Source organism: Kitasatospora sp. NPDC056731 (assembly GCF_040687675.1).
GTDB lineage: Bacteria > Actinomycetota > Actinomycetes > Streptomycetales > Streptomycetaceae > Kitasatospora.
The window spans coordinates 36,904-51,817 of sequence record NZ_JBFBNR010000032.1 but is presented as its reverse complement, the minus strand read 5'-3'; the positions used below and the strand labels follow the sequence as shown (position 1 = coordinate 51,817).

Annotated in this window: 14 protein-coding genes; 13 read left to right on the top strand and 1 reads right to left on the bottom strand. The window is 71.9% G+C overall.

All coding sequences use genetic code 11. The features are described 5' to 3' along the window. The first annotated feature begins 80 nt into the window (after positions 1-80). From ffh to ftsH, 3 genes are all read left to right on the top strand, one after another. Positions 81-1,646 carry a signal recognition particle protein gene (gene ffh, locus AB0R04_RS27740; RefSeq protein WP_063351120.1) on the top strand — a complete coding sequence of 522 codons (1,566 nt, stop codon included), beginning with the start codon at positions 81-83 and terminating at the stop codon, positions 1,644-1,646. A gap of 59 nt (positions 1,647-1,705) precedes the next feature. Then, on the top strand, positions 1,706-2,248 hold the full coding sequence (locus AB0R04_RS27735) for a GNAT family protein (RefSeq protein WP_363375916.1): 543 nt from the start codon (positions 1,706-1,708) through the stop codon (positions 2,246-2,248). A 170-nt stretch (positions 2,249-2,418) separates the two neighbouring features. After that, positions 2,419-4,362, top strand: coding sequence for an ATP-dependent zinc metalloprotease FtsH (gene ftsH / locus AB0R04_RS27730; RefSeq protein ID WP_363375913.1), 1,944 nt, complete (start codon positions 2,419-2,421; stop codon positions 4,360-4,362). Between the two features lie 182 nt (positions 4,363-4,544). On the opposite strand, the gene AB0R04_RS27725 is transcribed toward ftsH, so the two are convergent. Continuing rightward, positions 4,545-5,249 carry a methyltransferase domain-containing protein gene (locus tag AB0R04_RS27725; protein ID WP_363375910.1) on the bottom strand — a complete coding sequence of 235 codons (705 nt, stop codon included), beginning with the start codon at positions 5,247-5,249 and terminating at the stop codon, positions 4,545-4,547. Between the two features lie 394 nt (positions 5,250-5,643). On the opposite strand from AB0R04_RS27725, the gene proS reads away from it, so the two are divergent. The 10 genes from proS (at position 5,644) to lepB (AB0R04_RS27675) (ending at position 14,812) form a co-directional block, all read left to right on the top strand. After that, positions 5,644-7,056, top strand: a complete 1,413-nt coding sequence (gene proS, locus AB0R04_RS27720) for a proline--tRNA ligase (protein WP_063347678.1) — start codon at positions 5,644-5,646, stop codon at positions 7,054-7,056. A gap of 398 nt (positions 7,057-7,454) precedes the next feature. After that, positions 7,455-8,033: a hypothetical protein gene (locus AB0R04_RS27715; protein WP_063347677.1), complete on the top strand. Its 579-nt coding sequence runs from the start codon at positions 7,455-7,457 to the stop codon at positions 8,031-8,033. 656 nt (positions 8,034-8,689) lie between these two features. Continuing rightward, positions 8,690-9,118, top strand: coding sequence for a 30S ribosomal protein S16 (rpsP, locus tag AB0R04_RS27710; RefSeq protein WP_063347676.1), 429 nt, complete (start codon positions 8,690-8,692; stop codon positions 9,116-9,118). Between the two features lie 2 nt (positions 9,119-9,120). Then, complete coding sequence (locus tag AB0R04_RS27705) at positions 9,121-9,360, top strand: RNA-binding protein (RefSeq protein ID WP_063347675.1); 240 nt, start codon at positions 9,121-9,123, stop codon at positions 9,358-9,360. Between the two features lie 130 nt (positions 9,361-9,490). Further along, on the top strand, positions 9,491-10,150 hold the full coding sequence (gene rimM / locus AB0R04_RS27700; RefSeq protein WP_363375906.1) for a ribosome maturation factor RimM: 660 nt from the start codon (positions 9,491-9,493) through the stop codon (positions 10,148-10,150). A gap of 35 nt (positions 10,151-10,185) precedes the next feature. Next, the gene (gene trmD / locus AB0R04_RS27695; protein ID WP_363375977.1) at positions 10,186-11,004 is read left to right on the top strand and encodes a tRNA (guanosine(37)-N1)-methyltransferase TrmD; all 819 of its coding nucleotides are present in this window, start codon (positions 10,186-10,188) and stop codon (positions 11,002-11,004) included. Positions 11,005-11,158: 154 nt separating this feature from the next. After that, the gene (gene rplS, locus AB0R04_RS27690) at positions 11,159-11,509 is read left to right on the top strand and encodes a 50S ribosomal protein L19 (protein ID WP_063347674.1); all 351 of its coding nucleotides are present in this window, start codon (positions 11,159-11,161) and stop codon (positions 11,507-11,509) included. Positions 11,510-11,586: 77 nt separating this feature from the next. Continuing rightward, positions 11,587-12,531 carry a signal peptidase I gene (gene lepB, locus AB0R04_RS27685; protein ID WP_363375904.1) on the top strand — a complete coding sequence of 315 codons (945 nt, stop codon included), beginning with the start codon at positions 11,587-11,589 and terminating at the stop codon, positions 12,529-12,531. Positions 12,532-12,697: 166 nt separating this feature from the next. Continuing rightward, positions 12,698-13,555, top strand: coding sequence for a signal peptidase I (lepB, locus tag AB0R04_RS27680; RefSeq protein WP_363375901.1), 858 nt, complete (start codon positions 12,698-12,700; stop codon positions 13,553-13,555). A 240-nt stretch (positions 13,556-13,795) separates the two neighbouring features. Beyond that, complete coding sequence (gene lepB, locus AB0R04_RS27675) at positions 13,796-14,812, top strand: signal peptidase I (RefSeq protein WP_363375898.1); 1,017 nt, start codon at positions 13,796-13,798, stop codon at positions 14,810-14,812. Positions 14,813-14,914: the final 102 nt, after the last annotated feature.

Below are 14,914 nucleotides of genomic sequence, written 5' to 3'. Positions count from 1 at the left end.
GAGACCATACCCGGGGCGGCCGGATACCCTGGTGGGCGACGACCGTACCGATACCGATGCCGCAGAGGACCCGCGACGACGTGTTCGACACTCTTTCCGATCGCCTCGCAGCGACGTTCAAGAACCTCCGGGGCAAGGGCCGCCTGAGCGAGGCGGACATCGAGGCCACCGCCCGCGAGATCCGCATCGCGCTGCTGGAGGCGGACGTCGCGCTGCCGGTCGTGCGGGCCTTCATCAAGCAGGTCAAGGAGCGGGCGGCCGGCGCCGAGGTCTCGGGCGCGCTCAACCCCGCGCAGCAGATCATCAAGATCGTCAACGAGGAGCTCATCGCGATCCTCGGTGGCGAGACCCGCCGGGTCCGGTTCGCCAAGAGCGGCCCGACGGTGATCATGCTCGCCGGTCTGCAGGGTGCCGGTAAGACCACCCTCGCGGGCAAGCTCGGCCACTGGCTGAAGAGCCAGAAGCACACCCCGCTGCTGGTCGCCTGCGACCTCCAGCGGCCCAACGCCGTCAACCAGCTCCAGGTGGTCGCCGAGCGCGCCGGTGTGGCCTTCTACGGCCCGCAGCCGGGCAACGGCGTCGGCGACCCGGTGCAGGTGGCCAAGGACTCGATCGAGTACGCCAAGCAGAAGCAGTACGACGTCGTCGTCGTCGACACCGCCGGACGCCTGGGCATCGACGCCGAGCTGATGCAGCAGGCCGCGGACATCCGCGCCGCGGTCAACCCGGACGAGGTCCTGTTCGTCGTCGACGCGATGATCGGCCAGGACGCGGTCACCACCGCGCAGGCCTTCCTCGACGGCGTCGACTTCACCGGTGTCGTGCTCTCCAAGCTCGACGGCGACGCCCGCGGCGGTGCCGCCCTGTCGGTCGCGCACGTCACCGGCCGGCAGATCATGTTCGCCTCCAACGGCGAGAAGGTCGACGACTTCGACGCCTTCCACCCCGACCGGATGGCCTCGCGCATCCTCGGCATGGGTGACGTCCTCTCGCTGATCGAGAAGGCCGAGCAGACCTTCTCGCAGGAGGAGGCCGAGAAGATCGCCGCCAAGCTGCGCGGCGGTCCGAAGGCGTTCACCCTGGACGACTTCCTGTCGCAGCTGGAGCAGGTCCAGAAGATGGGCTCGATCTCCAAGCTGCTGGGGATGCTGCCCGGGATGGGCCAGATCCGCGACCAGATCAACAACATCGACGACAAGGACGTCAACCGGGTCGGCGCGATCATCAAGTCGATGACCCCGGCCGAGCGCGCCGAGCCGGAGCTGATCAACGGCTCCCGCCGGGCCCGCATCGCCAAGGGCTCGGGTGTCCAGGTCGGTGAGGTGAAGAACCTGGTCGAGCGGTTCTTCGACGCCCGCAAGATGATGTCCGCGATGGCCTCCGGCAAGGGCGTGCCCGGCATGCCGGGGATCCCGGGCATGGGCGGCGGCGCCAAGAAGTCCGGCAAGAAGGCCCCGCAGGCCAAGGGCAAGCGCAAGAGCGGCAACCCGCTCAAGCGGGCGCAGGAGGAGGCCGCGGCCGCCCAGCGCCGCGCGCTCGGCCCGGGCGGCGACCAGGACCCGGCCGGCGGCGGCGCGTTCGGCCTCGGCGCGGGCAAGGGCCCGGCCGACTTCGAGCTGCCCAAGGAGTTCAAGGACCTGCTGTAGACCGGTCCGTCGTTCGAGCGGCCCGCCGTCCGGGATCTTCCGGGCGGCGGGCCGCTCGCATGCCCGATGATGGTGGTGTGCGAGTGACGATCAGGGCCCCGCGGGCCGAGGACAAGGACGTGTACGCCGAGGCGGTCCGACGGTCCGCCGACCACATCGGGCGGTGGAACCCGGTCGAGCCGGACGGCCTGGCCGAACTGCTGGACCGCCAGGGGCCGGGCCTGCGCACCTTCCTGATCGTCGACCGGGACACCGGCGGGCTGGTCGGCAAGGTGAACGTCGCCAACATCGTGATGGGCCGGTTCTGCAACGGCGCGCTGGGCTACGACGCGTACCTGCCGTTCGCCGGCACCGGACGGATGACGGAGGGGCTGCGGCTGGTCCTGGACCGCTGCTTCGCCCCGCAGTCGGCCGGCGGGCTGGGCCTGCACCGGCTGGAGATCAACGTGCAGCCGGACAACGAGCGGTCGGTCGCGATGGCCAAGCGGCTGGGCTTCCGGCACGAGGGCTTCACCCCCCGGATGCTGTTCCTCCAGGGCGACTGGCGGGACCACGAGCGGTTCGCGCTGACGGCCGAGGAGTGGCCGGGCGCCGAGGCGTAGCCACGGGCGGGGCGCCGAGGCCTCTGAGTCACGGGCGGGGCTCCGGGCGCAGGCACTGACGGGGCGGCGGGGATCAGGCACTGGCGGCGGCCCGTCGCGGCTGGTCAGGGGCGTGCTCGGCGCGGCGTTTCGGGTGGCTCGCCCGAGCCCGCGTCCGTATCGTCCGATGGGTGACCGAACCCGTGCCGCCGCGCCAGACCCCCGACCAGCCCTGGCGGTCCGAGGGCGCCCCGCCCCCGCCGCCGCCCCGCCGCCGGATGCCCGGCGGCTGGATGGGACTCGCCCTCACCGCGCTCGTGGTGTTCCTGATCTCCGACCTGCTGCTGTCCTTCTTCGGCAACGCCGGCGCCACCACGATCTCCTACACCGAGTTCAACAACCAGCTGAACAAGGGCAACATCACCAAGATCTACTCCAAGGGCGACGCGATCGAGGGCACCCTCAAGAGCGCCCAGCCCAAACCGGACGGCGGCAAGGGCGACTACACCGACTTCGCGACCCAGCGGCCGTCCTTCGCCAACGACAACCTGTGGACCACGCTGCAGCAGCAGGGCGTCGAGGTCACCGCCACCTCCCCGGTGGTCCAGCAGCGCAGCTTCCTCGCCAACCTGCTGATCTCGCTGGCCCCCATGGTCCTGCTGATCCTGATCTGGGTGCTGCTCGCCCGCCGGCTGGCCGGCGGGCTGGGCGCCGGCGCGCTCGGCCGCAAGGCCCCGCCCAAGCCGGTCACCGCCGACCAGGGCAAGCGCACCACCTTCGCCGACGTGGCCGGCATCGACGAGGTCGAGGCCGAACTCACCGAGGTGGTCGACTTCCTGAAGAACCCGCAGCAGTACCGCAGGCTCGGCGCCAAGATGCCGCGCGGCGTGCTGCTGAGCGGCCCGCCCGGGACGGGCAAGACCCTGCTCGCCCGGGCCGTCGCCGGCGAGGCGGACGTGCCGTTCTTCTCCGCCTCCGCCTCCGAGTTCATCGAGATGATCGTCGGCGTCGGCGCCAGCCGGGTCCGCGAACTGTTCGCCGAGGCCCGCAAGGTCGCCCCGGCGATCATCTTCATCGACGAGATCGACACCATCGGCCGCCAGCGCGGCGCGGGCGGCGGCATGGGCGGGCACGACGAGCGCGAGCAGACGCTCAACCAGATCCTCACCGAGATGGACGGCTTCACCGGCTCCGAGGGCGTCATCGTGATCGCCGCGACCAACCGCGCGGACGTGCTCGACCCGGCGCTGCTGCGCCCCGGCCGGTTCGACCGGCGGATCACCGTCAGCCCGCCCGACCGGGACGGCCGCGCCGCCATCCTGCGCATCCACACCCGGACCGTCCCGCTGGCCGGCGATGCCGACCTCACCCGGCTGGCCAAGGTCACCCCAGGGATGACCGGCGCCGAACTCGCCAACCTGGTCAACGAGGCCGCCCTGCTGGCCGTCAAGCGCAAGCAGGACGCGGTGAACGAGCGGGACCTCTCGGACGCCCTGGAGAAGGTCCAGCTCGGCGCCGTCCGGCCGCTGGTGATGCCGCAGGAGGAGCGTGAGCGCACGGCCTACCACGAGAGCGGGCACGCGCTGCTGGGCATGCTGCAGCCCGGCGCCGACCCCGTCCGCAAGATCACCATCGTGCCGCGCGGCCGGGCGCTCGGCGTCACCCTGTCCACCCCGGAGAACGACCGCTACTCGTACACCGAGCCCTACCTGCGCGGCCGGATCATCGGCGCGCTCGGCGGGATGGCGGCCGAGCAGGTGGTCTACGGGGTGATCACCACCGGAGCGGAGAGCGACCTGGAGCAGGTCACCAACATCGCCCGCGGGATGGCCGGCCGGTGGGGGATGAGCGAGCGGGTCGGCCGGTTGACCGCGGTGCCCGCCGACCCGCAGGGCGCCTACGGGCTCTCCGCCGCGCCGACCACCCTCGACGCGGTGGACGAGGAGGCCCGGCGGATCGTCGCCGAGTGCTACGAGCACGCGGTACGGCTGCTGACCGAGGAGCGGGCCCGGCTGGACGCGCTGGCGGCGGCGCTGCTGGAGGCGGAGACGCTGGACGAGGAGCAGGCGTACCGGGCGGCCGGGGTGCCGCGGAAGGGCTCCGGCTCCGACGGGAAGTCGCTCGACCAGGCGTGAACCGGCGGGCCGGGGGCGCTCGCCGTGCGGGCGGGCGCCCCCGGTTTCGTCGCTGTCGGATCTGTTGTCGCCCGGGGCCGTCCGATTGCTGCCGGGGGGTCTCGTTCCCGGTGCCGCCGGGGGCTCGCTCGGGCGTCGCCGTGGGCCCCGTTCCCCGCGCCGTCGGGGCCGGTCGGCCGCCGCTACCGGGGCCGTTCGGCGACCAGGTAGCGGAAGACGTTCTCCATCCGGACCGAGCCGTCCGCGCGCAGGTACGGCTGCAGCGCCTCCTCCAGCTCCTTGGCGACCAGCGACGCGCCGGAGAACTCCTCGGCCGCCTCGAAAAGACCGGTGGAGAGCAGGCCGCGCACCGCGCTGTCCAGGTCCGCGTAGGCGAACGGGCAGCTCACCCGCCCGCTGCCGGCCGGGCGCAGGCCGGCCGGGGCGAGCAGGTCCTCCAGCGTGCCGGGCGTGCTCAGCTCGAACGGGTCGCGCGCGGTGGTCCGGCCCGCCCGCCGCCGCGCCACGTCCAGCACCGGGGCGCTCTGGCAGCGCTCCGGAGGGCCCCAGGCGGCCAGCACCACGTGCCCGCCCGGGAGGGTCAGCCGGGCGGCCTCGACGACCACCGGACCCGGCTCGGCGCAACCGGGCAACTGCTCGAAGACCGTCACCAGCGAATGGGCCGAGCGGGGGACGGCCGCGGTCGGCCGGGCCCCCGCGCACACCCGCAGCCGGCGGCCATGGGCCAGCTCGCGCAGCTCGTCCCGCGGCTCCTGGCCGGTGACCTGGGCGCCGCGCCCGGCGGCGAGCAGCAGCGCCAGTCCGGACCGGCAGCCCAGGCCCAGCACGCTGGTCGCCGGGCCGACCTCCAGCCGGTCGTGGACCGCCTCGTAGAGCGGCACCAGCATGCGCTCCTGGATCTCCGCCCAGTCGCGCGCCCGCGCGGGCCGCGCCGCCCCGGGCTGCGGGTGGTGCGGTCGTGCGCCTGTCGGTCGTACGGTCGTGCCGGTCGTCCGAGCTGAAGCCATCGCGGCCTCCCATCCGGTCCTTCGGTGTGCTGCTACGGCTCCCCCAAAGTCCCGCCCCACTCCAGCGAACAGCGGGTCGGGCCCGGCGTCCAGAGGGGTGCAGGGTGGTGCGCGCGTGTCGCGGTCGTGCGCCCCCTGCGGTCGGCGGGTGCCGCCGTCTGCTGCCGGCGGGTGCGCGGTCGTCCGTCCGGCGGGTGCGGTGGTCGTCCGTCCGGCGGCCGCCGGCGTGTTATCGATTCGAAGTCAGGGGGCCGCGCCCCGTACCATTCGGGCCATGGCTAAGGCACCCGTTCTCACCCCTCAGGCGGAAGACTTCCCGCGCTGGTACCAGGACCTCATCAACAAGGCCGAGCTGGCCGACAACGGTCCGGTGCGCGGCACCATGGTCATCCGACCGTACGGCTACGGCCTGTGGGAGCGGATGCAGCAGGAGATGGACGCGCGGATCAAGAAGGCCGGCGCGCAGAACGCCTACTTCCCGATGTTCATCCCGCAGTCCTACCTGACCAGGGAGGCCGAGCACGTCGAGGGCTTCGCCCCCGAGCTCGCGGTGGTCACCCACGGCGGCGGCAAGCAGCTCGACGAGCCGGTCGTCGTCCGGCCCACCTCCGAGACGATCATCAACGAGTACTTCTCGAAGTGGGTGCAGAGCCACCGCGACCTGCCCCTGCTGATCAACCAGTGGGCCAACGTGGTCCGTTGGGAGCTGCGCCCGCGCGTCTTCCTGCGCACCACCGAGTTCCTCTGGCAGGAGGGCCACACCGCCCACGCCACCTACGAGGACGCCCGCGCGTACGCGTCGATGATCCACACCCAGGTCTACGGCGACTTCATGACGAACGTGCTCGGCATCGACGTCGTGCTCGGCCGCAAGACCGCCAAGGAGCGGTTCGCCGGCGCCATCAACACCCTCACCCTGGAGGGCATGATGGGCGACGGCAAGGCGCTGCAGATGGGCACCAGCCACGAGCTGGGCCAGAACTTCGCCAAGGCGTTCAACACGACCTACCAGCTCCAGGGCGCCGAGCGCGAGCACGTCTGGCAGACCTCCTGGGGCGTCTCGACCCGCATGGTCGGCGGCCTGATCATGTCCCACGGCGACGACAACGGCCTGCGGGTGCCCCCGAGACTGGCCGCCGTCCAGGCCGTCGTGCTCGCCATCAAGGGCGACGACGCGGTCATCGCCAAGGTGCGCGAGATCGGCGCCACGCTGGAGGCCGCCGGTGTCCGGGTGGTCGTCGACGACCGCACCGACACCCCGTTCGGCCGCCGCGCGGTGGACTGGGAGCTCAAGGGCGTGCCGCTGCGCATCGAGGTCGGCCCGCGCGACCTCGAGAACGGCACCGCGATGCTGGCCCGCCGGATCCCCGGCGGCAAGGAGCCCGTCTCCATCGACTCCCTGGCCGCGCTGGTCCCGGGCATCCTGGAGGAGGACCAGGCGCTGCTGCTGCGCCAGTCCCGCGAGCGCCGCGAGGCCCGTACCGTCGACGTCAAGACCATCGAGGAGGCCGCCGAGGCCGCCGCGACCGGCTGGGGCCGGATCTCCTGGGCCGACCTCGGTCCGGAGGGCGAGGCCAAGCTCGCCGAGCAGGGCGTTTCGGTGCGCTGCATTGTCGCGGCCGACGGCTCGGTGCCGCTGGCGGACGACCAGGACGGCAATATCGCGATCGTCGCCCGCGCGTACTGATGCCTGTTACCAGCAGGTAATGACCGTTGGCGGCGACATTTGCCCGGAATGCGGATGAGTAAGAATCCGGTAACTGTCCGAGAGGCGCCCCGACCGCGGACATCCCTACTGGCCGGTCAACTGCCGGTATTAACGCAATAGCGGTACGGTGTACGGCCCGTGGCCCTGTCAACTCGACGGGCCCACGGGCCGTACGTCCAGGGGGCGACAGCCCGCCCCCGGGCGGAATTCACGAGGCCCGCCGAGCTGCGGCGGGCCGAAACCGGCAGGGGGTTGGTCTTGCATCAGATCCGGAACGCGCAATTCGCGCGCGACCATGCATTCCTGGGAGTTCCCTGGGAATTCCCGAAGAACGAGAACATGCGGAACATCGGCTCGCACTCCATCGTTGGTCTAGCGTGAGCACGACACAGCCCCTCGTCCTCGCGGCCGAACTGGCCGCCGCCTGGAGTGACATCCAGGCCCACCACCAGGACCTCCCCGACCTGGCCTCGCCCGAGGCCCTGATCGGCGAATCCTCCTCGGCCTGTGGCACCCGGCTCGGTTTCGAGCGGCTCCTCCACGAGGCTGCCCACGGTCTGGCCGCGGCCCGGGACATCCGGGACACCTCGCGAGCCGGCCGCTACCACAACCGGCGCTTCCTGCTGCTCGCCTCCGAGCTCGGCCTGGCGCACCCGGTCGAACCGCACGCGAGCAGCGGCTTCTCCCAGGTGACCATGCTCAAGGAGACCCAGGAGCGCTACGCGGAGACCATCGAGCGACTGGACCGCGCCCTCGGCGCGCACCAGGAGGCGGTGGCCGGCGACGGTACGACGCGGGCCTTCCGCGGCCCGGCCGCCCGGCACGGTTCCTCCGGGGGCGGCGTCCGGGTCAAGGCGGTGTGCGGCTGCGGACGGAACGTCCGGGTCGTGCCGTCGGTGCTCGCCCAGGCGTCCATCGTCTGCGGCGCGTGCCAGCAGCCGTTCAAGATCTCATGACCGATCGGTCCACCGGGACACCGGAGGGCTGGGCGGTCGTCGGATCGGACGACCGGCGCGTCGGATGACCGGGGTGGCGGAAGACCGTCCTGCCGGGCGACCGGTGCGGCGGAGGACTGCTGGACCGGGAGATCGCTGAACCGGAAGACCGTTGGACCGGGAGATTGGTTGGGCCCGGAGATCGGTCAGACCGGGAGATCGGTTGGACCCGGAGATCGGTTAGGCCGGGAGATCGGTTAGGCCGGAACACCAGAAGACGGGGAAGGCCGGCGGACGGCTGTGCGGGCAGCGGATCCGGCCGGAACGAGCGGTACATCGGTGAGTTCGTGGGCGGACCGGGAGCGAGGGCTCCCGGTCGCGCCTTGTGAACGGGCCTGCGGAGGCAGTCGGGGGGCGGCCGCCGGAGGGTCTCGCGCGGCCCGCGGACAGCCGGGCGCGCGGCGCCGGGGTGCGGCTGAGAAGCAGCCGGGATGCGTCCCGCGGATGGCCGAGCGAAGGCGGTTCGCGCCGGTATGGCAGAATGGACAGCTGAGTACTCGGCAGCCGAGCAGGACCCCTCTCTCCTACGGCTGGCGTGTCCCTTGAACGGCCCACGGCGCAACCCCACGCGACGGCGCGGCCGCTCACCCACGTCAACACCAGGAGAATCCACTCCCGTGGCAGTCAAGATCAAGCTCAAGCGTCTCGGCAAGATTCGCTCCCCGCACTACCGCATCGTCGTCGCCGACTCGCGCACCAAGCGTGACGGCCGCGCGATCGAGGAGATCGGCATCTACCAGCCGACCTACAACCCCTCGAAGATCGAGGTCGACACCGACCGCGCTCAGTACTGGCTGTCCGTCGGCGCCCAGCCGACCGAGCCGGTGCTCGCCATCCTCAAGCTGACCGGCGACTGGCAGAAGTTCAAGGGCCTCCCGGCCCCGGCGCCGCTGCTGGTCGCCGAGCCCAAGGTCGAGGACTTCTCGCACCTGTTCGCGAAGGCCGTCGCCGGCTTCGAGGACGCCACCACCGGTGTTGCCATCACCCCGAAGGCCAAGAAGTCGGACAAGGTCGAGGCTGAGGCCGACGCCGCCGCCGAGGCCTGAGCGTGATCGAGGACGCCCTCGACCACTTGGTGAAGGGCATCGTCGAGCACCCCGACGACGTGCAGGTGCGCTCGCGCAACCTGCGTCGGGGCAACACCATCGAGGTGCGAGTGCACCCCGATGACCTCGGCAAGGTGATCGGCCGGGGTGGCCGCACGGCGCGCGCACTGCGCACCGTCGTCGGCGCCCTCGGCGGTCACAACGTCCGGGTCGACCTGGTCGACGTGGACAACATTCGCTGACACAGCTGCTCGTTCAGCCGTCAGGGCTTGTGAGGCCGACCGGGACGCATGTCGTCCCGGTCGGCCTTTTCGCGTTTCTCGCGCTTTCCGCATTCCGTCCCGCTCTAGGAACTCCAGGAGAACGATCACCGTGCAGCTCGTCGTCGGCAAGATCGGCCGCGCCCACGGCATCAGGGGGGACGTCAGCGTCGAGGTCCGCACCGACGAGCCGGAGCTCCGGCTCGGCCCCGGTGCCGTCCTGTTCACCGACCCCGCGTCGGTGGGACCGCTGACCATCGAGTCCGGCAAGGTGCACAGCGGCCGGCTGCTGCTGCGCTTCGCCGGCGTCAAGGACCGCAACGCGGCGGAGGCGCTGCGGGGCACGCTGCTCATCTCCGAGGTCGACCCGGAGGAGAGCCCCGAGGACCCGGAGGAGTACTACGACCACCAGCTGATCGGCCTGGACGTGGTGCTGCTCGACGGCACCCTCGTCGGCGAGCTGACCGAGGTCGTCCACCTGCCGTACCAGGACCTGCTCACGGTGGAGAAGGCCGACGGGACGGAGGTGCTGGTGCCCTTCGTCCGCCAGATCGTGCCGACCATCGACCTGGAGAACCAGCGCGCCGTGATCACCCCGCCGGTCGGCCTGATCGAACCCGAGCAGGCCGAGGTCGCCCGTGGCGCTTCCGCCGAGGGCGAGGAGGCTGAGGACACCGAGGACACCGAGGACGCTGAGGGCGTCGAGGTTGTCGACGGCGCCGAGGTTGTCGAGGGCGCGGCCGGTGCCAAGGGCACGGAGGGGTCGAAGTGACGGTGGAGGAGGGCGTCGCGCAGGTCCAGAACGGGATGCGGATCGACGTCGTCTCGATCTTCCCCGAGTACCTGGAACCACTGAACATCTCGCTGGTCGGCAAGGCCCGCTCCCGCGGCCAGCTGGACGTGCACGTCCACGACCTGCGCGAGTGGACCCACGACGTGCACCGGACGGTGGACGACAGCCCGTACGGCGGCGGCCCCGGCATGGTGATGAAGCCCGAGCCGTGGGGCGAGGCGCTGGACTCGGTGGTCGCCGGCGGGCCCGAGGGCCAGCTGCCGACGCTCGTCGTGCCCACCCCCAGCGGGCGGCCGTTCACGCAGGAACTCGCCCAGGAGCTGGCGAGCCGCCCCTGGCTGGCGTTCACCCCCGCCCGGTACGAGGGCATCGACCGACGGGTCATCGAGGAGGCGGCCACCCGGATGCCGGTGGTCGAGGCCTCGATCGGCGACTACGTGCTGGCCGGCGGCGAGGTCGCCGTGCTGGTGATGGTCGAGGCGATCGCCCGGCTGCTGCCCGGGGTGCTCGGCAACGCCGAGTCCCACCGGGACGACTCCTTCGCGCCCGGTGCGATGGCCGACCTGCTGGAGGGCCCGGTCTACACCAAGCCCGCCGAGTGGCGCGGCCGGACCGTGCCGGACGTGCTGCTCAGCGGAAACCACGGCCGGATCGCCCGCTGGCGGCGGGAACAGGCCTTCGCCCGGACCCTGGCGAACCGCACCGACCTGGTCGAGCGCTGGCGCTACGGCGCCTTCGACAAGAAGGACCGGGAGGCGCTCAGCATCCTCGGCCTGGCCTGGGACGAGGAGCTCGGCCGATTTCGGTCCGTGGCCGTTGGTGTGGAAGAATAGGCCGCTGTTGTCTGTCGCTGGGCCCCCTTCGTAGGGGCCACGTGGACCGGCGCCCTCGCCACGGGGGGATCGTCGTCAGCCGATGCGGCCCGCAGCAAACCCCATTGTGACGAACTTCCGTGGGCGGCCCGTGGCGCCTGCGATGGAGAGCAACATGAGCAACAAGCTCGCTGCTGTCGACGCGGCCTCGCTGCGTAGCGACATTCCGGCCTTCCGCGCCGGTGACACCCTGAAGGTCCACGTCCGGGTCATCGAGGGCAACCGCTCCCGTGTCCAGGTCTTCCAGGGCGTCGTCATCCGCCGCCACGGCGCCGGCGTCGGTGAGACCTTCACCGTTCGCAAGGTCAGCTTCAACGTCGGCGTGGAGCGCACCTTCCCGGTGCACACCCCGGTCGTCGAGAAGATCGAGGTCGTGACCCGCGGTGCGGTTCGCCGCGCCAAGCTGTACTACCTGCGTGACCTCCGCGGCAAGGCCGCGAAGATCAAGGAGAAGCGCGACCGCTGATCCACCGTCCCCCGGCCTCGCCGGGGGATCGGATCGCTCCGAGGGGCCGGGCCACCGCACGGTAAGCTCAGCCCCCGATGAGCACGCACGAACCACCCGCGGACCGCGACGGCAGTCCCGCACCCACCGGTGCGGACTCGCTGTCGCGGTCCGCGGTCGTTTCCGGGGTCGTCCCGGGGCCCGGCGGGGAGGGATCCGGCCCCGGTGGGGATCCGCGGGCGGACGCCGGGGGTGCGCCGGAGGGCGAGGTCGCGTCCGAGGACGAGAACGCGCCAGAGGGTGAGAGCGCGCCAGAGAGTGAGAACGCACGGGGGGATGAGAGCGCACCGGGGGATGAGGAGCCGGGCCACTCGCGCTCGCGCGACCTGCTGCTGCTCGTGGGGATCTGCCTGCTGGCCCTGCTGCTGGTGAACGCCTTCGTCGCGCGCCCGTTCTCGGTGCCGTCCGGGTCGATGGAGGAGACCCTGCGTCCGGGCGACCGGCTGATCGCGAACCAGCTCGCCTACGCCTTCGGCGGCCACCCCCAGCGAGGCGACGTCGTGGTCTTCGACGGGACGGGCTCCTTCCTTCCGGAGTCGGGCGGGCCGACCGGCTTCCGGGACGGGCTGAGCTCGCTCGGCCGGGACCTCGGGCTGGCCCCGGCCGGGAACACGGTCTACGTCAAACGGGTGATCGGCGTCGGCGGGGACCGGGTGACCAGCACCGGTCCGGGCGGGCCGATCACCGTCAACGGGGTGCCGATCGACGAGTCCTCCTACCTGGCCCCGGGGGACCAGCCGTCGAGTGTGGCCTTCGACGTGGTGGTGCCGACCGGCAAGCTCTGGGTGATGGGGGACCACCGCAGCGCCTCCCGTGACTCGCGCGACCACCTCGGCGAGCCCGGCGGCGGCTTCGTGCCCGAGAGCAGGGTGATCGGCCGGGCGGACTGGGTGGTCTACCCGTTCTCGCGCTTGACCGGCCTGGACCGGCCCGCGGCCTTCGCCGCGACTGCGGGAACGGGCGGTCATGGGGAGCAGGGGTAGCAGAGGCAGGGACCGGCTGGCGGACCGCCCGGGCCCGGAGCCGGATGCCGGCGGACCGGTCGGCGCCGGATCAGCAGGTGCCGGACCCGCGGATGCCGGATCTGACGGTGCCGGATCTGACGGTGCCGGGCCAGGAGGCGCCTCCCCCGGGGGTGCGGGCCCGGCCGTGGTGCTGCCCGTCCGGGGCCGGGCCGATCGCCGCCGCAGCGCCCGACGCGCGGCCCGGCGGCGCAAGCGGTCGCTGCTGCGGGAGTTCCCGCTGATCATCGTGGTGGCGCTGCTGGTCGCGCTGGTGATGAAGACCTTCCTGCTCCAGGTGTTCGTGATCCCCTCCGGCTCGATGGAGCAGACCATCCAGGTGGGGGACCGGGTGCTGGTGGACAAGCTGACCCCCTGGTTCGGCAGCGAGCCGCAGCGCGGCGACGTGGTGGTGTTCAAGGATCCGGGCGGCTGGCTGGAGAACGACCACAAGCCGTCCGACGACGGTCCGGTGCTGGGGGCGGCCAAGCAGGTCCTCACCTTCGTCGGGCTGCTGCCGTCGGACAGCGAGCAGGACTTGATCAAACGGGTCATCGGCGTCGGCGGGGACACCGTGGAGTGCTGCGACGCGCAGGGGCGGTTGAGCGTCAACGGCACGCCGGTGGACGAGCCGTACCTCGCGCCCGCCAACCCGCCGTCCCGGCAGCCCTTCAAGGTGCAGGTGCCGCAGGGGCGGCTCTGGGTCATGGGCGACCACCGGGACGTGTCCGCCGACTCCCGCTTCCACATGGGGAACCCGGGGCAGGGGACCATCCCGCTGAGCGGTGTGGTCGGCCGGGCCTTCATGAACGCCTGGCCGCTGGACCGCCTCCATCAACTTGACGTGCCGAGTTCACTCTCCTCGTTGGCGCGGGCTCCGCAGGCGCGCGGAACTGCGCCGGAATCCGTGGGCGTTGGGCCGGTTCCGATGGAACCTCCGCTCGTTATGGGTGTGTTGGGCATCTTTCCGGCCGTCGTTCGCCGGTCAGGGCGGCCGCCCGAGTGAGCCGGGCCGGGCGTCTCGCGGCCGGGCCGCGCGCGTGGGACCGCGAGCCGGATGCCTTGGAGTGATAGAGAAGTGCAGGTGCGGCCGGGAGGTCCCGGTCGTGCGTCGAGGCTGTGCTGGTGTCAGGGGAGCCCGTGATGGGCAGTCCCGAAGCGTCCATGGTCGTGGTGAGCGTGGTGCCCGCTGTGCGGCACTGTGAGCGCGGGCGCTCGGGCGTCCGCACAGCAGGGAGGAGACGTTGTGGGGGATGTGGTGATCGGCGCCCGCTCAGGTGCCGGCGAGCCCGAAGGCTCTGGCGGTCGAGCGGCCCGGTCCGCTGAGTCCGGTGCGTCCTCGGCCTCGGTCGAGGACGCGGCGGCCCAGACCGCCGACGAGCCTGGCGACGGGACGGAGGGCCCCCCCGGGGGCTCTTCGGAGTCCCACCGGCCCGACGCCGAGTCGGCGGACCAGTCGGAGTCGCAGGCCCCCGGCAAGCAGCGCAAGCAGCGTTCCTTCTGGAAGGAACTGCCGATCCTGGTCGGCATCGCGCTGGTCCTGGCGCTAGTGATCAAGACCTTCTTCGTCCAGGCCTTCTCCATTCCGTCGGAGTCGATGCAGAACACGTTGCAGGTCGGTGACCGTGTCCTGGTGGACAAGCTGACCCCCTGGTTCGGCGCGGAGCCCGAGCGCGGTGAGGTCGTGGTGTTCCACGACCCGGGTGGCTGGCTGAACGACGAGCCGACCCCGCAGAGCAGCAACTCCTTCGTCCGGGGCGTCCAGGACGTGCTCAGCTTCGTCGGTCTGATGCCGTCGGCCAACGAGAAGGACCTGATCAAGCGGGTCATCGCGGTCGGCGGGGACACCGTCGAGTGCCAGGGCACCGGGCCGGTGAAGGTCAACGGCGTCGCGCTCAACGAGCCGTACGTCTACCAGGGCAACACCCCCTGCGGTGACCACCCGTTCGACCCGGTGAAGGTGCCCAACGGCCGGATCTGGGTGATGGGCGACCACCGCGCCGACTCGCTGGACTCCCGCTTCCACATGGACCAGCCGGGTGGCGGCACCGTTCCGGTGGGCAACGTGATCGGGCGGGCCTTCGTCGTGGCCTGGCCGGTCGGTCACTGGTCGACGCTCTCGGTGCCGAACACCTTCGACCAGAAGGGCCTGGCGGCGGCCGCGCCTCTGGCGCCTCCCGTGGCCGGCGCGGTGGGCGCGGTCGCGCTGCTTCCGCTGGTGCGTCGGGTGCGGGAGCGGAGGGACGGCCGGAAGGACTCCTGAGCTCCACCGGGTTCTCCTCAGCCCTTGCGCGGGCCGTGGTACCGACGAGTAATCTGCTCGGACGTGCCACGGCCCGTCGGCTTTTCTGCCGGTGCCCCCGGC